Origin of the sequence: Neorhizobium sp. BT27B, assembly GCF_050455485.1 — a bacterium.
Taxonomy (GTDB): domain Bacteria; phylum Pseudomonadota; class Alphaproteobacteria; order Rhizobiales; family Rhizobiaceae; genus Neorhizobium.
The window spans coordinates 231,310-250,577 of the sequence record NZ_JBCIYT010000005.1 but is presented as its reverse complement, the minus strand read 5'-3'; the positions used below and the strand labels follow the sequence as shown (position 1 = coordinate 250,577).

Below are 19,268 nucleotides of genomic sequence, written 5' to 3'. Positions count from 1 at the left end.
TGGATTGGTCGACTTACCCCACAAGCAGACACGGAGAAAGCTGATGGCTCATATCCTTCCCGCGCTTGAACATGGTCACGCGCCGATCACCCTGCAGCAGTATTTTCGCGACTCACTCGAAGCATTTGAAGACTGGCAGATTGGAGACCCCGAACCGGCTCTTTCTGTCGGGCTTGAAACAATCCCCATATCCGAAATTTTCGGCGCATTGCGCGGCTGCACGGATGTCGTGCCTGCCAATGTCGTGGGCGGTGTTACCGAGCAACTCTCCAAGCCCTGGCAGGGCGAGGGGCCCCTCGATGAAATGACCTTTTCGACCGCGGCACGTGTCATGAGCGTGCTCGTGCGCAAACGTCAGCTGGGAGACGGGCGTCTGGCCTCGATGGTCGAAGGATACTCCCCAACGCCGTGGCATGCTCACTAAGCTTTGGCGCCTTCAATTGAATTGCCGAAAGGACAACGTGCGAGCTGCTCCCCTAAACGGGCAGCTCGCGATTGCGTTCGGCATAGGTCGATGAAAACGACCACCACTTGGAGTTTCTTGATCATCGCCCTAAGGGTTGACCGTCAGACTGAAATCGCTCCGAAGCAATCGTGATCTGCCAAACCGTCGCGGATGTCACTCGGCGGCGATTTGCCTATTGGTGTCTGCCGTGGCGATACGTTTTTCCAATGCAGCAAGTGCTTCCGTGTGTTGCCGCGACGCCTTGCTGAGCGCCTCTTTCGTCATCGGCAGTTCTTCCTCGTCCTTCTTCCCGACCAATCGGCCGAACAGACGCGCGAGCAGGCGTGACAGGTCGTCCATGATCAGGAAGAAGGCCGGCACGACCAGCAGGGAAAGCACGGTCGAGACGATGATGCCACCGATCACCGCAATCGCCATCGGTGCACGGAACGAGCCGCCTTCACCGACGCCGAGCGCGGATGGCAGCATGCCGGCAGACATGGCGATCGAGGTCATGATGATTGGGCGGGCGCGTTTGCGTCCGGCCTCCACCATGGCATCGACACGTGCCATGCCCGCATGTTTCATCTCTATGGCGAAATCGACCAGCAGGATGGCGTTCTTGGTGACGATACCCATCAGCATGAGAATGCCGATCAGCACTGGCATGGACAGCGCGTTCTGGGTGATGATCAGCGCCACCGCGACGCCGCCGATGGCAAGCGGCAGCGAGAAGAGGATGGTGAAAGGCTGGATCACGTCCTTGAAGAGAAGGATCAGGACGACCAGAACCAGCAGCAGCCCGAGCAGCATGGCATTGCCGAAACCCGCCTGCATCTCCGCCTGAACTTTTGCGTCTCCGCTTTCCACCAGACCTACGCCCTGCGGCAAGGTGGTCTCATTGACGATCCGTTTGAACTCGGCGGTCGAGGTTTCCAGCGCCGTACCCTGCGGCACATCCGAGCCGATCGACACAACCCGATGGCGATCGTAACGTTTGATCGAGCTTGGACCTTCGGCGTAATCGATATCGGCGACGCTGGAGAGCGGTACGGTGGCGCCCGATGTGGTTTTCACTTTCAGCGATCGGAGCCGCGCGAGATCACGACGAGCGTCAAGCGAGGTCTGGACACGGATGGGGATCTGCCGGTCATCGAGCGAGATCTTTGTCAGTGCCGCATCAATATCCCCGATCGTGGCGACGCGCACGGTCTGGGCAATCTGCTGTGGGGTGACGCCGAGGCGGGCGGCTTCATCCTTGCGCGGACGGATCTGCAGTTCCGGGCGGGGAAGCGCCCCTTCGGACGATACATTTGCGAGGATCGCCGAGGCGCGAAGGTTGTTTTCCAGAATGGCGACGGCCTCATTCAGCTTGTCGTTGTCATCGGAGAGAAAGTTGAAGGTCAGCTCGCGCTCGGCCCGGTCATTCACTTTCGAAATGCGGACATCCGGAATGGCGCGTATTTTTTCAAACAGCTCCTTCTCGATATCCCATTGCGGCCGTGTGCGGCCATGGTCTTCGACCTTCGGCAAATAGGCACCCAGCAGCGGGATGTTGCCAAGCCCCTTATTGACGATCGTCTTCCAAAGCGAGTGATCCATGTTGCCGAGGATGACGCGGATGGTGGCACGGCGCAGTTCCAGATCACCCTTGGGCGACGCGCCGCCCAACACGAACACGCTGTCGACGCCGTTTATGTCACGGATGGTTCGGAAGACCTCGCTGGTGGTGAGGTCCGTTTCCTCCAGCGTGGCGCTTGGGGGAAGTTCGACGGAGAGGACGACGCGCGACGAATCTTCCGGCGGCATGAAACTGCCGGGGACCTGCGAGAGGAGCGCCATGGATGCGAACAGGAAACCGATTGCGCCGAGCAGCGTCGCATAACGCCAGTACCATTTGTGTGTCGTGCCGGAGACGACCTTCGAATATGCCCGCATCAGCCGGCCATCATTGTCGTGATGGTCATCCATCGCGTCTTCTGCCCGCATCAGATAGGCGGCCATGAGAGGCGTGATCAGCCGCGCCACCATCAGCGAGAAGAACACCGAAAACGCAACCGTCAGGCCGAACTGGATGAAATACTGGCCCGGAATGCCCGGCATGAACGACACCGGCACGAAGACGGCGATGATGGTAAAACTGGTAGCGATGACGGCGAGGCCGATTTCATCCGCAGCTTCCAGCGCTGCCCGATACGGCGTCTTGCCCATCTTGATATGGCGGGCAATGTTTTCGATCTCGACGATCGCGTCATCCACCAGAATGCCGGTTGCCAGCGTCAGCGCTAGGAAACTGACGAGATTGAGCGAAAAGCCCATCACGTCCATGATCCAGAAGGTCGGCACGGCCGACAAGGGCAGGGCGACGGCTGCGATCAGCGTCGCACGCCAGTTACGCAGGAACAGGAACACCACGATGACGGCAAGGATCGAACCTTCGACCAGCGTGTGCAGTGCGGATTCGTAATTGCCGTATGTGAAGTAGACGGAGTCATCGACCATCTCGATGGCGACATCCGGATGGGCAGCGCGCACCTGATCGAGACTTTTCGCGACGGTTTCGGCCACGGAGACTTCGCTGGCGCCCTTGGCGCGGAAGACGGCAAAGGTGACGGCCGGATTGCCGTTGAAGCGCGAGAAGGATTTCTGCTCCTCATAGGCATCGGTGACACGGCCGAGCTGCGAGAGTTTGACGAAATTGCCGGTCGGCAGGGTGATGGTGGTATTGCTCAGTTCCGCGACACTGCGTGCATCACCGAGCGTGCGGATCGCCTGCTCATTGCCGCCGATCTGGCCGCGGCCGGAACCGAGATCGACATTGGTGCCGCGCAGCTGCTCGTTCACTTCGGATGCGGTAATGCCATAGGCATCGAGCCGACCGGGTTCGAGCATGACCTGGACCTCGCGGTCGGAGCCGCCGTAACGGTCGATACGGCCGACGCCAGCCTGACCCTGCAGGGCGCGTTTGACGGTATCATCGACGAACCATGAAATCTCTTCCAGCGTCATGTTGGGGGAGGAGACGGCAAAGGTCTGGATCGCCTGACCCTCGACATCGACCTTGGAGACGACGGGTTCTTCGACATCGGCGGGAAGGTCGCTGCGGATGCGGTCGATGGCATCCTTGGTGTCCTGAACGGCTTCGTTGGTCGGCTTTTCGAACCTGAAGAGAATATTGGTCGTCGACTGCCCGTCGACCACGGTCGAGTGGATCTCGTCGATTCCGCTAATGGCCGCGACCGCGTCCTCGACCTCCTTGGTCACCTGCATTTCCAGCTCCGCCGGCGATGCACCACTCTGGTTGACCACGATCGAAACGACCGGCACATCCACGTTCGGGAAGCGGGTGATCGGCAGCGCATAAAAGGACTGGATGCCGACGAACATCAGCAGCGCAAAACCAAGGATCGGCGCGATCGGGTTGCGGATCGACCAGGCGGAAAAATTCATTCGAAAAACCTTCAGTTCGTAGGCTGCGCCGATTGCGTGTGATCCGGCGCGTTTACGGGCGCAATATGATCACCATCGCGCACGAAGGCGCCGGCCTTGGCCACGACGCTTTCGCCTTTGACAAGCCCGCTGACGATCTCGACAAAACCGGAATCCTGAACGCCGATTGCGACGGAGACCTGCCGGACGACATTGTCTCCATTCGTCTGAGCAATCTTGCGGACGGTCGGGCCGTCTCGGCCTGTGGTGACGGCCGATTGCGGCAATGCCAGAACATTGGCCTGCGAAACGATGATTTCGGCGCTGGCGAACATGCCGGATCGGGCGGCGCTTATTGCATCGACGACGATATGGACGGCGCCGAGACGGGTCGAGGCATCGACCGTCGGCGAGACGAGGCGCACGACGCCGTCTATGCCGGTGCGGTTGCCGGCCACGCGGATCGTGGCTTTCTGATCACGCCTGATCTTGCCGATGTCGGCTTCCGGCAGATCTGCGACCAGTTCGATGGCGCCGTTGCGGATGATGTTGAACAGCGGATCGCCACTGCCGGCGGCGATCGCGCCGACCTTTGCGTTCCTTATCGATATGATACCGGACACCGGCGAGCGCACGTCCGTGCGACCAAGTTTCAGCTCGATATCTGCAAGCTGGGCATCGACAACCCTGATTTCCGCCTCGGCGACGATAACGGCCTGTGCGGCCGCCTTCAGCTTGGCGTCGGCAACGTCGGCCTGTGCTGTCGCCTGTTCCATCTGCGAAACCGAGCTTGTGCCGCTTTGACCAAGTCTTTTGGTACGGTCGCGCTGGCGAATGGTGTCGTCGTAGCTTGCCTGCGCCTCCACAACCTGCGCCCGCGCCTGCGCAAGAGCCGCCTCGGCCTTGGCCTTGTTGGCCTGATACTGGCTTTGCTGCAAAACCAGCGCATCGCCATCGAGCGTCGCCAGTATGGTCCCGGCCGTGATGCGGTCGCCGATATCGGCATGGATAACCTTGATCGGCAGGCCATCGACGAGTGGCTGAACCAGAACCTCGTCCACAGGGCGGATCGTGCCGCTGGCCAGAACGCGATCGGTGAGGGCACGCTCGATCACGTCGGTGACGACGATCGCCGGCAGTTTTGACGCGACGACGGCTGGCTGCTCCTGTGCCATGGCCAAAGTGCCCATGCCGGTGACGGCCATGACAACGGCGAGGCTTGCGGTATGGATGAAACCGCCGGGATGGCTCATCGTCTGTCTCCTTCATATGCACGCGGACGGTCGCGGAAACGACGAATGCGTGTTGGTGTCGGCTCTGCGACCGCCGGTTCCTGTTCGCCATCCGCGGCAAGAAAAGCGGCCTGTCCGGCAATGGTGGGATGTTCGAACACGCGGATCACCGAGATCGGTTTTTCGAAAGCCTGCGACAGCCTTCCCGCCAGCCGGGTTGCCAGCAGCGAATTGCCGCCCGCCTGGAAAAAGCTCGTGGCGGTGGATTCCACCGGATGTTCCAACAGGTTCTGCCAAATGTCGCGGATGCGGTTTTCAAGTTGCGACGCAGGCAATGTCGGTTTGCTCTGCGCCGGCTCGGCCAGTTCCTGTGCCTGTTTTTCCAGAGCCTTGCGGTCGACCTTGCCGTTGATGGAAAGCGGCAAATGGTCGAGGATAACGAACGTGGCGGGGATCATCGCGGCCGGCAGCCTGTCGTCGAGATATCGGCGCAGCACGGCTTCGTCATAGGCACCCTGTTCATCGAGCGTCAGGAAGGCGACGAGCCGGTTTCCCTTGCCGGCCGTGCCGGCGGCCACGACGCTGACCTGTCGAATGGACGGATCGTTTGCGATCGCCGTCTCGATCTCGCCCAGTTCGACACGCAGGCCGTTGACCTTGACCTGACCATCGCGGCGGCCGAGAAACTCGACAAAACCATCGGGGTGCCAGCGCCCGAAATCGCCGGTGCGATAAAGCCGTTCACCGCTGGTGGGATGCGTGACAAAACGCTCCGCCGTCTTTTGCGGGTCGCGCCAATACCCGTCAGCGAGGCCAGCACCGCCAATGAAGATTTCGCCGATGGCATGGTCGGGGCGCGGGGCAAAATTTTCATCCAGAACATGAATGGTCTGGTTGGCGAGCGGTCGGCCATAGGGAATGCTTGTCCAGGCGGGCGAGACCGCATCGACCTCGTGAGCGATCGACCAGATCGCCGCCTCGGTGGCGCCGCCGAGTGACACCAGTTTTGGTCCATTGTCGAGCGCGATCAGGGAGCGGCACAATGGCAGCGGCAACCAGTCGCCGCTCAGCATCACCAGCCGCAGGCGCGAGAGTGCGGTCAGCTGTTCGCGGTCAGACAGACGGTCATGGAACAGCTGCATCAGCGCCGGTGCGCTGTTCCACAGCGTGATGTCGTGCTCTTCGATCAGGTCCAGCCAGTTGTCCGGATCCGGTGCCACCGCAGGCGGCGGTATCACCACCGTTCCGCCTGCCGCCAGCAGGCCAAAAATGTCGTAGACGGAAAGATCGAAACTCAGAGACGAGACCATGAGGCATCGATCGGCAGGGCCGACGCCAAAACGCGCATTGATATCGAGAACCGTATTCAGTGCCGCGCCATGCCGGACTGCAACGCCTTTGGGTTTGCCGGTCGAGCCGGAGGTGAAGATGATATAGGCGAGATCATCGGCACAGGCTTGCCGCAGCGGCGCCAGTTCTTCCGCTTCCATCATGGGTTCAAAGAGGTCGCGACCGATATGCAGGACCTGACGCCCGGAAACTTTTTCGATCTCGCTGTCGGGCAGAGCCAGTACGAGATTGCTGCCACTTTCCTCCAGCAGCGTCCCGATGCGCGCCGTCGGCAAGGCCGGATCAATGGGGAGATAGGCCATGCCCGCCTTGAGAATGCCGAGCACGGCCACGATCTGCTGCCAGCCCTTGGGCAGGAGTATGCTCACCGGCAGACCATGGTTCTCCTGCCGGGCGGCGATCCGGTGGGCAAGACGCATGCTGGCGCAGTCGATATCGGCATAGGTCCAGCTTTGGCCATCGGCGATGACGGCAATAGCGTCGGGACGTTGCCGTGCCTGCTTTTGGAAAGGTTCATGCAAAGCCACGGCGGTTGTCGGTGCCTGCCATGCCGTATCATTGACGGCCGCATGTCGGCTGGCTTGCGCGGCGGGCAATGCCGTGACGTCAGGCGCATCCCAGGCAGGTTCGTCACGGGCAAGTGTGCGCAGCAATTGCAGATGCAGGTCGGCAATGTCGGTGATCAGGCCCGGTGGGTATGCCGCTTCCACATGATCCCAGTTCAGCACCAGCCGGCCGTCGTGATCCAGCGTCTGATGATCGAGCAGGGTCTGCGGGGTCTGCACGGCAGCGCGGGTGATCTCGCCGAACCCCGAAAAGGCGTCGAGATAACTGCGGCCGGTGCCGAGCGCGCTGGTAAAGACATACGGCATGATCGCCCGGTTATGCAGGCCGTGAACACCGGCGACCATGCCGAGAACCTCGACGCCGCTCACAGCGCTGTGGTCGAGATCGTGCCATAATTGCGTCTGCACCTGCTGCGCAAACGCGAGAAATGCAGGCGCCGATCCGCTGTCGGTCTCGACCAGTGTCAGCGAGGTAAAGTCGCCGATCACGTTGCCGCTGTCCGGGCCGGTCATCGGACGGTTGAACAGGGTGGTCGTCAGGGAGAACCGGCTGCTGTCGCTCCACGAAGAAAGGATACGTGCGTAAGCGGCCAGCAATACGGCCGATGCCGTCAGGCCGCGCTGGCGGATCGCGTCCTGCAGTCTTTGCCAGTCATCACGATCGAGAATGGTCTGCAACCGGGCAAAACGCGGCGGGGTGAGCGCTTCCAGTGGTCGGGCGAGTGGCAGCGCGGGACCAAGCGGCATCAAGGCGGCACGTTTGCGCCAGTAACGCCGTGCCTCTTGCGTTGCCTGAGAATGTGCGCGTGCCTCCAGCGCCGCGACATGATCGCGGAACCGGGCAACCGGAGCGGAGATGACGGCATCGGGATCGCTGTAACGGGTCCACCATTCGCCCAGCCAGATCTCCAGTGATTTGAGATCGAAGACAAGGATGTCGAAGCTCAGATGCAGGATATGGGAGCGCTCGGAAACTTGGGCAGCATGGACGCGGTAAAGCGGCCAGCAATCGGCCGGCAGCACCTGCTGTTCCATGACATCGCGAATGGCCTGCAGGCCTTTCTCCCGCCCGGTATCGGCATGGGTGGTCAGATCGGTACGGTCGATCCGAAAACGCGGCACGTCGTCGAGCACGCGTTGCATGCCATCCGCGCTGATCACCGCCCGCAGCATCGGATGTGCGGCAATCGTCGCATTCAGCGCGTCTTCAAGCAGATCGATATCGAGATCATCGCAGCGTGCTTCGATGTAACCGTGGGCAGCGGTGCCACCGAGTTCAAAGTGGTTCTCCCGGCCTAGCCAGTAGGCACGCTGGATGTCCGTCAGCGGAAAGGCTGCTTCTTCCGCTTCGGGTTTTGCGGTAGCCGAGCCGATATCGGCCCTGCCGTCCAACCGATTTTCCATGACGAGCGCCGTCCAGGCATCGACGGTCGGCTCGGAGATCAGTGTACTCAAGGGTATCGTCGCATCAGCGGCGGCGAAGGCCGCCTGCAGGCGCATGAGTGCGATCGAGGCCAGCCCCAGTTCGATCAGGTTTTCGTCGGGACCGAATTCTTCCGGCTCGGCGCCGATTTCTGCAGCCACCATCGCGTGGACACGCGCTCTCGCGGCGTTGTAGGTCTCACTGAGGTCGTGTCCGGCTCGCGCAAGTTCCGCCATATCCTATTCCACCGACCTGTTTGTTTCGTGTCGCTCCTGCCAGAACGCCACCTGCTGCTGGATGAACCACTGGATGATCTGGGCAAACAGCGGCACCACGAAATCCGGGTTGAGGCCGTTTTCCTCGGCCCAGCGCCGCCGTTCCGGCAACATGGCGGCAACACGTTCGGGCGCGGGAATGGCGGCGGCATCCGGTTTGAAACGTGAAGCCTCGAGCACATAGCCGAGCCGCAGGCCGAGCATTTCCACCACCGCATGGTCGAGCGTGTCGATCGCCTGCCTGATATCGCCGAGATCCTGGCAATCCGCCGGCGTCAGTGCCTTTATTCCGAGTTCCTTGGGCGTGGGCATGATCTATCCGGCCTTGCTGATGGAGATCTGGTCGAGATGGAGTTGCTTCAGTTTTTCGCGCAGTTCCTTCTTGCTGATCTTGCCGATGCCGGTTTCGGGGAAATTTGCGACAAAAACGAAATCGTCCGGCATCTTGAAGGAAGCGAGGCCGCGACTGCGCAGGTGTCGGGTCAGGGCAAGGGCCTTCGTCTGGCCGCTCCTGCTGATCGCGAAAGCGCATATGCGTTCGCCGAGCATGGCATCCGGTAACCCGACGACCGCGACATCATGGATATCGTCGTGGGCGAGGAGCAGGTTTTCCACCTCTTCCGGCGATATCTTTTCGCCGCCGCGATTGATCTGGTCCTTGTCGCGTCCGGACACGACGATATTGCCGCCAAAGGCAAGCCGCACGATGTCCCCCGTCCGGTAAAAACCGTCCGGCGTGAAGGCGCGGGCATTATGCTCGGGCACGCGGTAGTAGCCACGGATCGTGTAGGGGCCTCGCGTCAGAAGCTCGCCGGTCTCTCCGACTGGGACGTCATTGCCATCGGCATCGACGACACGGATTTCGTCGCCCGGTGACATCGGTCGCCCTTGCGTGTTGACGATAACCTCTTGCGGGTCATCGAGCCGGGTAAAGCAGATCAGCCCTTCGGCCATGCCAAAAACCTGCTGCAGCGTACAGCCGAGTTTCGGTCCGACATGTCGCGCCGGTTCGGCACTCATCTTGGCGCCCCCCACCTGCAGCACCTGCAGGCTTTCCGGCCGGTGGTTGCGCTTTTCGGCCTCTTCCATCCATAAAAGCGCAAGTGGCGGCACCACCGCGGCAATGGTCACCTTGTGGGCATCCATCAGCGCAAAGGCGGTGTCGGCACCCGGATCCGGGGCCATCACCACCGTTCCACCCTGCATGAATGTGCCGATAATGCCGGGGCAGGCCAGCGGAAAATTGTGCGCGACGGGAAGCGCGCAGAGATAGACGGTGTCACCATCCATGCCGCTGACCTCGGCTGCCGTGCGGATATTGTAGAGATATTCGTTATGGCGGCGCGGGATGAGCTTTGGAACGCCCGTCGTGCCACCGGAAATCTGGAAAACGGCCACATCATCCGGTGAGGGCGCGTCAGGGACCGTGCCGCCATGTTTGTATAACGATGAGAGGTCGAGAAATTCTTCTGCCTCGCCATCGACGACGACATGTTCGAGCGCCGGCAGGCCGGGCCTGAGATCGCGGGCAAGGCCCCGGTAGTCGAAGCCGCCCGCCCGGTCGGCGATGAAGAAGGCGCGTGCCTCGACGAATTCGAGAAAACGACCGATTTCGAGATGGCGGTGAGCCGGCAGTGCCAGAACCGGCACGACGCCCAGCCGCATCAGAGCAAAGGTGATCTCGACGAAGGCGATGCTGTTCGGCATCTGCACAACGGCCTTGTCGCCCCGCACCAGACCGCGTTCGGAAAGACCTGCGGCCAGCGCATGCACGCGCTGTTGCAGTTCGGCATAGGTCAGCCGGCGGTCGCCGTCGATCAGCGCGATCCTGTTTCCATAGCCTGCGGCAAGCCGATCGATTGTGCCGGCAAATGTTTCGTCGCGCCATAAGCCTTCGCCGATATAGCGCTCGCGAAATTCCTGCGGCCATGTCGGCATGTCGGCTGCGTCGTCGCCCGCCCTTGTGTGCTGCATGATCGGCTCCTCTTATCTGTCAGATTGCCTTCGCATCGAGGCCGAGTGCCTGAAGCATGGTCTTGAACTTGTTTTCTGTTTCCCGGAATTCGGCATCCGGGTCGGATCCGGCGACAATGCCGGCACCGGCCATCAGGCGGATGTTGCGGTTGCGGATCTCGGCGCAGCGCAGCGTCACCGCCCATTCGCCATCGCCGTTTTCATCGCACCAGCCGACCATGCCGGCATAAAGACCACGGTCGAAATGTTCGATATCGGCAATCGCCGCCAAAGCTTCGGCGCGCGGCACGCCGCCAACCGCCGGTGTCGGATGCAGCGCCAGCATGAGGTCGAGAATGCCGGTATCGGTCGAGGACAGTTCGCCTTCGATAACGGTCGACAGATGATTGACCGGCCCTGCGGCAAGCACGCTCGGCTCGTGCGGGACGTTGATCGATCTGCAGAAAGGCCGCAGTGCCTCGCCGACGGCGCGGCTGGTAAAGGCATGCTCGTGCCGGTCCTTGGGTGATGCCATGAGGTCGGCAATGTTGCGGGCATTGCGCTTCGGATCGGGATCGGCGGCGATGGTGCCGGCCAGCGGATTGGCGAACACCCGGTTGCCGCGCTTCGATACCAGAAGTTCCGGGCTGGCGCCGACCAGAAGGCCGGCTTCCCGGTCTCCATCGGCTGTCAGCGGGATGGAATAGACGAAACTCGCCCTGTGCCGTTTCATCAGCGTCGCCAGCAGGCTGATGACATCCGGTTGGTTATCGAGCTCGATTTCGAGGCGACGGGCCAGAACCAGCTTTTCGAGAGGCGAGCGGGCAATGCGCTGCACGCCTTCCGCCACGGCGCGACGATAATCCGTCGGAGACGGTGTCTGCCGCATGTCCGTGATCTTGGGTGCGGCGTAACGGGAGGGCGAAAAACCAAAAGCCTGCCAGTCGGCAAGCGACGGCTCCTCGATCTGTCTGGGCACATAAAGCGAAGGGGCGGCATTTGTGTCGAAGGGAATGGCGCCTATGATGACCGGCGGGTGACCGCCGGCTCGGGCCATCGCGAACAACCGATCCATGCTGGCGCGCAGGTCACCGTCGGCGGGGTCACAGCAAGCCGCCATGCCGCTGGCAAGCATGCGGGTCTTCGGGGATACGAACAGGGCGCGGTCAAGAAGATCCGCCTGCGATAGGAAGGTCGGCGCGGTCTCTGCGACCATTGTTTTGGCGGGAGCGTGCTGCATCAGTGAACCTTCCCGGAAGCGGTTGTGTCAGCGGCTTGCAGGCTGGCGACATGAGCCTCCAGCGTGGCGATCGTCGTGTGCATGAAAAGATCGGTGACCTGCAGATCGATGCCGAGTTCGTTGCGCAGCGCCGCATGTGCCTCCACGAGGCGGATCGATGTGGCGCCAAGTTCGAAGAAATTGATATCGGCGGGCAGGCCCCGGCGACCGAGGATGCGCTCGAACACGCTGCGGACGCGGCTGGAACGCAGTGACGTGGTAACCGACAGGCGTTCGGTGATTGCCGGCAGCGCCTTGGTATCGATCTTGCCATTGGCCGAGAGCGGTAAGGCAGCATGAATGCCGATACGGGTCGGCACCATGTAGGCCGGCAGCAGGAAGCGGCAATGCTGGCGTAACATTTCTTCGCTCGGCGATGTGTTTCCGGCGGTCGCGACATGGGCGACGATCTGGCGGCCGCCGCTCGTTTCCTGCGTGATCGCCACGGCGCGGGCGACGTCGGCATGGCTTTCCAGAGCATGGGTTATATCGCCAAGCTCGATACGATGCCCGCCGACCTTCACCTGACCATCATCGCGACCGAGAAATTCGAGTGTGCCGTCTTCCCAGAAGCAACCGAGATCACCGGTGCGATAAAGCCGTTCGCCACTCTCCTTGATGGTGATAAAGGCCGAGGAGGTTCTTTCCGCATCGCCCCAGTAGCCATCGGCCAGTCCATGGCCACCAATATGCAACTGGCCGGCAACCCGATCGGGTCGGTCCGAACCATAACGGTCGAGCACGCGAAAATACTGGTTGGTCAGCGGCTTGCCGTAAGGCACCGATTTCCAATGAGGGGCGATCCTGTTCGCCTCCTGCCAGTTCGACCAGATCGCCGCTTCTGTCGCGCCGCCGAGTGCGACAAGACGCGTCTGAGGGGCAGACGTTGTGAGGCGGGCAGGCATATCGAGCGGCACCCAGTCACCGCTCACCAGTGACAGCCGCAGGGAAGCGGGCAACGCAAGCGTCATGCTGGCGCACCAGACCAGCGCCATGTCGAGCAGCATCGGCACGGAGTTCCAGATCGTAACCCGATGCGCTTCAAGCATGGCGTGCCAATGAGCAGGATTGCGCTCCTGGCCCGGATCGGGAAACACCACGGCGGCGCCATGCGCCAGCGGTGCAAAGATGTCGTAGACGGAGAGGTCGAAACTCAGCGAAGACAGCGCAAAGACACGATCATCGGCTGTCATGCCGAAACGGGTGGCCATGTCATCCAGCGTGTTGGCAACCGCGCCATGCGACATCGCCACGCCTTTCGGCACGCCGGTCGAACCGGAGGTGAAGATGATATAGGCGGTGTCGCTGCTTTTTGCCGGCACTCTGTCGGTTGCAGCCACGTCCGAAATGGCATCCGTCAGCGATACGGCAATCTGGCGGTGGTCATCCTCGCCGACCTGACCGGCTTCGACGATTTCGGCAACGGGTGTCACCTGCGCACGCATTGCCTCCATGCGGGCGTTCGGCAGGTCCGGCGCCACCGGCACGTAGACTGCACCCACATGCAGAACGGCCAGAACGGCGACGATCTGAAGCGGTCCCTTCGGCAGCCGCACGAACACGCGGTCGCCCTTGTGAACACCCGTATCGCGCAGGCGCCCGGCAAGGGTCGTGGCGCGTGCCGCGAGTTCGCCATGGGACATGCTCCCGCCGCTCCAGAGCAGCGCATCGCGCCCGGCATTCTCGCCCAGGCCGTTCCAGAAACCGGCCGTAATATCGAGATTGTCATCAAGGGTGATGGTCGGTGGAGCGTGGATGGCGTGGCGGATGGTTTGCTGGCTCTCCGGCAAAAGCCGTGCGATCGGCCGGTCCCAATTGCCGGTATCGTCGCAAAGCGCCGTCAGTATCTCGACATAGCGCTCGAACGCTGCCTTCACGGCATCGAGATCGAGCGCGGCTTCGGCGGCATCCCAGTTGAAGGACAGACCGCCGTTTTCCTCGAACAGTTGATGATCGAGCGCTACTTGCGGCGTCTGGCTGATGCCGGCGATCTGTTTCCAGCGGCGGTCATCGCCGCTCTCCGCTTCCTCACCGATCAACAGGCTGGTGAAGACGACCGGCATCAGCGAGCCGGAATAATCCTTGCGCAGCCGCGCCAGTTCGCGCAGCAGATCGACGCCGGAAACGACACTGTTTTCCAACCGCTCCAGCAGGCCTGACTGGGTTTCCCGAACCTGCTCCAGCAGCGGGCGTTGCATGCCGGCAAAGCCGACAAGCGTCGTATTGGTGAATTCACCCAGAACCCGGCGCATGTCCGCATGTTGCTGAGGGCGGTTGAACAGCGTCATGTTCAACGTCACGTCTTCATTGCGGCTCCAGATGGAAAGCGCATTGGCAAAAACGGCGGCGACAAGACTGGTGGGCGTTACGCCACGGTCTTTGCACGCGGCCTTGAGGGCCTGCCAGCGAGCTTGGTCGACATGACCGGAAAGGCGGTGGAAACGGCCCGGTTGGCCCGACACGCGGCACGCTGGCAGATGGGGCGCAGGCGGCAGAAGCGGCAGTTCGCGATGCCAGTATTGCCACGCCTCCTGCTTGCGCTGCTCGCTGGTCTCGTTGACCACGCAATCACGGAAACGGATGCCGGGTGGTGGCGGCAGTTGCCGGCCATCGATCAGCGCAAACCATTCACGGTGAAACAGCTGGCTGCTCCAGGCATCGAGCGCGATCAGGTCCACGCAGGAGAGCAGCAGAAGCTTTTCGCCGGTGCGCACCCAATGCAGCTCGAATAGCGGCCATGTAAACGGGTCGCGGACCCGCTCGCTGATATCCTTGCGCAGTTCGGCAAGGCGTTTCTGCTGGTCTGCTGCATCGAGACCGCGCAGATCGCTGAGCGGAACGGGATAGTCCGGTACGCTTTCCATCGCCACCTGCATGCCATCGGGCAGAAGTACGGTACGCAACATGTCGTGCCGGGCAATCACCTCGGCAAGGCAGGCATCGGCGCAGGTGATATCCAGATCCGGGCATTCGAATTCGAGATAACTGTTGGCGGAAACGCCGCCGAGATCGAGCGCGCCGGTGCGCCCGACCAGATAGGCCTGCTGGATCGGCGTCTGCGGGAAAGGTTCGAAACGCGAGGCCTCTGCCGCGGGCTGGCCGGATGAGCCGGACAGACGATCCAGCAAGGCCTGTTTCTGCTGCGTCAGTTTTGCCTTGAGCGGTGCCGTCATGGCGCCGGCCGGGGCCCGGAAACGCAGCTGGCCGTTTTCCAGCCATAGCTGGATGCCGGTCTGTTCGAGTTCGTCGAGAAGGGCGGAAAGGCTCACAGTTCGCCCTCCATCATGTCCTGTTCATAGGTTTTTGGGGTGGCAAGCCATGTCGCGTGCGGGGTGGGATGCAAAGCGCCGGCTGCCAGTGTGTGCAGGCATATGCGGTGGGATGCCAGACCGAGGCGGCGACCCAGTTCGGCAAGCGGCATGTCGCCGATCTGGCAAAGGCCGACCGGCAATTGTGCGGAGGCCTGTTCCAGCAGCTGGCAGATCGCGCCGCATTCGATCATGCCGAAGGGCAGGCTGGCCGTGTCATAAAGCGGCGCGATGGCGTCCAGCGACAGCACGAAGCAGAAGAGCACCTTGCTGGCCGCCAGCAGATCGCGGTTACCGGAGCTGAGCGTGGCGATATCGACCATGGTGTCGCCCGAGGCGCAGGGGATCAGCGCATGGGTATCCGCATTATAGCGATAGCCACCGGCACCCATGCCATCGACAGCCTGCGGCTGCAGGATCAGATAGGTGTCAACCGGATAAAGTCCGCCGGCGGAGGCATAAAGGCGGCGTGCCTGCCCATCGGCATAATGGCGGCGCAACGGGCTGAGCAGTTCTGACAATTCAGCCGACGACAGCGGACGATCGCAGAAATCCCGCCAGCTGCGACGGTCTGCCAGCGGTGGCAGGTCGATCCCCGGCTGAGCGTCCAGCACGATGGCATTACCGTTTTGAAGCGAACGCGGCCGCGTCTTGAACAGCCGCCGCGCCACCGGATCACTGATGGCAGGATTGCGGGCTAGGTAATCGCGCAAAACATCTTCGCCGGGCCAGAGGCTGGGACCTGATGCCGTCTTCGACGTCTCCGGCATCAGAGCGCCGACCAGCGCCACCAGATCCGGCATTCTTACGGCGCGCGCCAGTTCGGTCAGCGGCGGTCGTTTGCCGCTCAGCACCTCGATGCGGCTAGCCAGTGCGATCAGCTCCAGCGAAGAGGCACCCAGTGCGACGAGATTGTCGTCAATCGTCACCGACGGTTGCCTGAGGATTTCGGCGACCATGCCGAGAACGGCAAGTTGCAGTGCCTGATCTGTCTTCACCCCGGTTGCCGGAGCGCTGGTCTGCCCGGCCTCATCGATCAACGCCAGCAAAGCCTTGCGGTCAAGCTTGCCATTTGCCGTCAAGGGCCATGTTTCGACCGTATGGAAAAGTGCCGGCACCATATAGGCGGGCAGTTCGGCGCGCAGATGGGTCGCGATGGCCTTGTGGTCGATGCCGCTGCTGCTGCGAATGAAGGCTGCAAGGCGCGGGTTTTTCCTGTCGCCTGCCGGCAGAACCTGTGCTTCCTCGATATCCGGATGGTTTTGCAGCACACGGGCAATTTCGCCGGGTTCGACGCGATAACCGTTGATCTTCAGCTGCGCATCGGTGCGACCCTGGAAGATGATCGTGCCATCGGCGTCATAGGCGCCGAGATCGCCGGTGCGGTAAAGCGGCACGCTGCTGCGGGGATGTTTCAGGAAATGGGCTTTCGTCTTTTCGGCATCGCCGAAATATCCGAAGGCCAGCCCATCGCCGGCGATATAAAGTTCGCCGGTATGGCCGCGTCGGGCAATGTGCATGTCCTCGGTCAGCACAAAAATCTGCTGGCGGCCGAGCGCCTTTCCATAGGGAATGCTGGTCCGGGCCGGATCGACGGTTTCGATCGGATGGTAGATCGACCAGATCGCCGCCTCGGTGGCGCCACCAAGGCTGAACAGCCTTGCCTGCGGCCAGACTTTTTTCGCCCTGCCGGGAAGATCGAGGCCGATCCAGTCTCCGCTCATCATCACCGTGGCGATTGGCGGCATGGCACGGCCAGTGCCGATCTCGTGGTAATCGACGAAGAGCGAAAACAGGCCCGGCACGGTGTTCCACAGCGTCACGCCATGCTGGAGGCACAGCGCCTGCCAATGGGCGGGGTTGTTCTGCTCCGCCACATCCGGCAGCACGATCGCACCGCCGGCGCCGAGCACGCCAAAAATATCATAGACCGAAAGATCGAAATGCAGTTGCGACAGGCCAAGCACACAGTCATCGGCGCCGATGCCGAAACGGGCGCTGACATCGGCAATCGTGTTGACCGCCGCCGCATGGCTGACCATCACACCCTTCGGATTGCCGGTCGAACCGGACGTATAGATGATATAGGCCAGATCATTCGGCGCTGCGCCAGGTGCTTCATGCAAGCGGTCGATCGACCCGAGCGGCACGCGGCCGATATCGATCACATGTGCGGTCGGTGTTTCGGCGAGTTCGAGCGGAAGCAGCCCGTCGCCGATAATGGCGTTCGGCTTGAGATCCGCGAGGATGCGCGCTTGCCGGGCAAGAGGTTGCGTCGTATCGATGGGCACATAGGCCGCTCCGGCAATCGAGACAGCAAGGCAGGCGGCAATCTGTTCCGGTGACTTGGCGAGCCGGATGGCGACTTTTGCGCCCGGCCCGATATCGTCTTCTGCAAGCCGCTCCACCAATCCTGCCACTTGACGGGCAAGTTCCGCGTGGGTGAGGCTGCGATCCGATGTGCCGATAGAAGGCTTTTCCAGCACTGCCGGCAGGTTTCGCAGCCAGAGGTCTGCCAGACGCTCATGTCGCGCGGCATGCTCGATAATCGCCGGGGCTATCATCGCTTCGGACGGATCGGCAACGGCCGAAACCGTTTCATCCAGCATGTCCGGCCGGCTGGCAAAACGCTCGACCAGAGCAACGAAATCATCGAACAGCGAGCGGGCGATCCGGATATCGAGCGCGTTGACGGCGATATCCCAGTTGATCGCCAGCGCACCTTCCCATTCCATCACCTGATTGTCGAGAATGACCTGCGGTGTCTGCGACAGGGCGAGCACCGGTTTTCCGGGTTGGGCGGCGGCATCGGTAAACAGCTTGGCGTCGTTCTGGGTCAGCGTGCTGGTGAAGACCACAGGCATCAACGGACGGTCGAGATGACCACGCGCCGTCGCCATCAGCCGCTGCACCTCCGTGCCTCCGACGGCGCTGTGTTCCATGTCCCTCCAGAGAGCGGCCTGCAGCCGTGCGATGCGCGCGCGCCGGCTTTCGGTCGTGCGCAGATCGGTTTCGAACAAGAGATTGGTGGTGAAATCGCCGATCACACGGTCGACATCGGGGTGAATGGGCGGGCGGTTGAACAGCGTCATGTTCAGGCAGAAATGCGGCTTTGCCGCCCAGGCCGATAGCGCTTCGGCAAACAGCGACAGCAGAACCGCCGAGGGGGTTACGCCAAGCCGTGCCGCGGTTGTCTTAAGGTCATTCCACTGTGGCTTGGCCATTGTGTTTGACAACCGATCATAGACCGGTACGCCACATTCCTCGACGGGTGCCAGCAGAGGCAGGACCGGTGCATCCGGCATGTCGGGAGCACGTTCACGCCAATAGCTTCGTGCCTTGTATGCATCCTCTTCCGAACGTTCCGTCATCACGCAATCACGGAATGTCAGGGCGGGTTCTTTCAGATGAAGTCCGGGATCGCGATAAAACCGTGCAACCTCATCAAGCAGAATGAGAATGCTCTGCTGATCGGCGACCAGAAGATCGAAGCGCAGATGGATGAATACGCGTCCGCTCGGCATCAGGCTGAGTTCTATGTCGATCATCGGCCATTTGTCGGCAGCCGGCAGATCGCGCGCCAGCCGCCGGCGGATCTCGGTCAGCCGCTCTTCCCGGTCGGCTTCGCTGGTGAGATCGTGAATGACTATTGCCGGTTCGGGAATATCCCGTTCCACCTGCTGGCTGCTGGCGTCGAGAATTTTCACCCGCAGCATGTCATGGCGCTGCATCACCTTGCGCCAGGCGCCCCGGTAACAATCGATATCCAGCGTCTCGCAATCGAGTTCGTAATAGAATTGGCAGGCGGCGCCACCCAGCGGCAGGCTGGCATCGCGGCCGATGAGATAGCCCCGCTGGATTTCGGTGAGCGGAAACGGTTGATGGCGCTGGTCAGTATCGGCGGCAATAAAAACGGGGTCGTCATCAAGTCCGGTAAGCCGGCTCAGCAATTCCGGATCGAAGATGGGCAGGGTGTTGAGCGAGGTGTTGATCGACATGGGCGGTTCA

The 19,268-nt window shown here is 61.7% G+C and carries 9 protein-coding genes; 1 reads left to right on the top strand and 8 read right to left on the bottom strand.

Annotated elements, in window-relative coordinates:
- Positions 1-43 precede the first annotated feature (43 nt).
- Entirely contained in the window at positions 44-424 is a 381-nt protein-coding gene (locus AAIH70_RS15365; RefSeq protein ID WP_132274217.1) for a hypothetical protein, read from the top strand.
- 195 nt (positions 425-619) lie between these two features.
- Here AAIH70_RS15365 and AAIH70_RS15360 read toward each other — a convergent pair whose 3' ends face one another.
- From AAIH70_RS15360 to AAIH70_RS15325, 8 genes are read right to left on the bottom strand one after another with little or no spacing between them, the layout of a single operon-like run.
- Positions 620-3,895, bottom strand: a complete 3,276-nt coding sequence (locus AAIH70_RS15360) for an efflux RND transporter permease subunit (protein WP_132274214.1) — start codon at positions 3,893-3,895, stop codon at positions 620-622.
- Positions 3,896-3,906: 11 nt separating this feature from the next.
- Positions 3,907-5,127, bottom strand: a complete 1,221-nt coding sequence (locus tag AAIH70_RS15355) for an efflux RND transporter periplasmic adaptor subunit (protein ID WP_132274211.1) — start codon at positions 5,125-5,127, stop codon at positions 3,907-3,909.
- Entirely contained in the window at positions 5,124-8,681 is a 3,558-nt protein-coding gene (locus AAIH70_RS15350; protein WP_132274209.1) for a non-ribosomal peptide synthetase, read from the bottom strand. Before AAIH70_RS15350 ends, AAIH70_RS15355 begins: the two co-directional genes overlap by 4 nt.
- Positions 8,682-8,684: 3 nt before the next feature.
- Positions 8,685-9,032, bottom strand: a complete 348-nt coding sequence (locus tag AAIH70_RS15345; RefSeq protein ID WP_132274206.1) for an isochorismate lyase — start codon at positions 9,030-9,032, stop codon at positions 8,685-8,687.
- A 3-nt stretch (positions 9,033-9,035) separates the two neighbouring features.
- The gene (locus AAIH70_RS15340; protein WP_132274203.1) at positions 9,036-10,694 is read right to left on the bottom strand and encodes a (2,3-dihydroxybenzoyl)adenylate synthase; all 1,659 of its coding nucleotides are present in this window, start codon (positions 10,692-10,694) and stop codon (positions 9,036-9,038) included.
- Positions 10,695-10,713: 19 nt separating this feature from the next.
- The gene (locus tag AAIH70_RS15335) at positions 10,714-11,913 is read right to left on the bottom strand and encodes an isochorismate synthase (protein WP_132274200.1); all 1,200 of its coding nucleotides are present in this window, start codon (positions 11,911-11,913) and stop codon (positions 10,714-10,716) included.
- Positions 11,913-15,221 carry a non-ribosomal peptide synthetase gene (locus AAIH70_RS15330; RefSeq protein WP_132274197.1) on the bottom strand — a complete coding sequence of 1,103 codons (3,309 nt, stop codon included), beginning with the start codon at positions 15,219-15,221 and terminating at the stop codon, positions 11,913-11,915. The genes AAIH70_RS15335 and AAIH70_RS15330 overlap by 1 nt, the downstream gene beginning before the upstream one ends.
- Positions 15,218-19,258 carry a non-ribosomal peptide synthetase gene (locus tag AAIH70_RS15325; protein WP_132274194.1) on the bottom strand — a complete coding sequence of 1,347 codons (4,041 nt, stop codon included), beginning with the start codon at positions 19,256-19,258 and terminating at the stop codon, positions 15,218-15,220. The genes AAIH70_RS15330 and AAIH70_RS15325 overlap by 4 nt, the downstream gene beginning before the upstream one ends.
- Positions 19,259-19,268 lie beyond the last annotated feature (10 nt).

What these genes read in the sequence shown, in the direction of transcription:
- AAIH70_RS15360 (WP_132274214.1), bottom strand. Translation starts at nt 3,895, where the DNA reads ATGAATTTTTCCGCCTGGTCGATCCGCAACCCGATCGCGCCGATCCTT.
- AAIH70_RS15350 (WP_132274209.1), bottom strand. Translation starts at nt 8,681, where the DNA reads ATGGCGGAACTTGCGCGAGCCGGACACGACCTCAGTGAGACCTACAAC.
- AAIH70_RS15345 (WP_132274206.1), bottom strand. Translation starts at nt 9,032, where the DNA reads ATGCCCACGCCCAAGGAACTCGGAATAAAGGCACTGACGCCGGCGGAT.
- AAIH70_RS15365 (WP_132274217.1), top strand. Translation starts at nt 44, where the DNA reads ATGGCTCATATCCTTCCCGCGCTTGAACATGGTCACGCGCCGATCACC.
- AAIH70_RS15340 (WP_132274203.1), bottom strand. Translation starts at nt 10,694, where the DNA reads ATGCAGCACACAAGGGCGGGCGACGACGCAGCCGACATGCCGACATGG.
- AAIH70_RS15335 (WP_132274200.1), bottom strand. Translation starts at nt 11,913, where the DNA reads ATGCAGCACGCTCCCGCCAAAACAATGGTCGCAGAGACCGCGCCGACC.
- AAIH70_RS15325 (WP_132274194.1), bottom strand. Translation starts at nt 19,258, where the DNA reads ATGTCGATCAACACCTCGCTCAACACCCTGCCCATCTTCGATCCGGAA.
- AAIH70_RS15355 (WP_132274211.1), bottom strand. Translation starts at nt 5,127, where the DNA reads ATGAGCCATCCCGGCGGTTTCATCCATACCGCAAGCCTCGCCGTTGTC.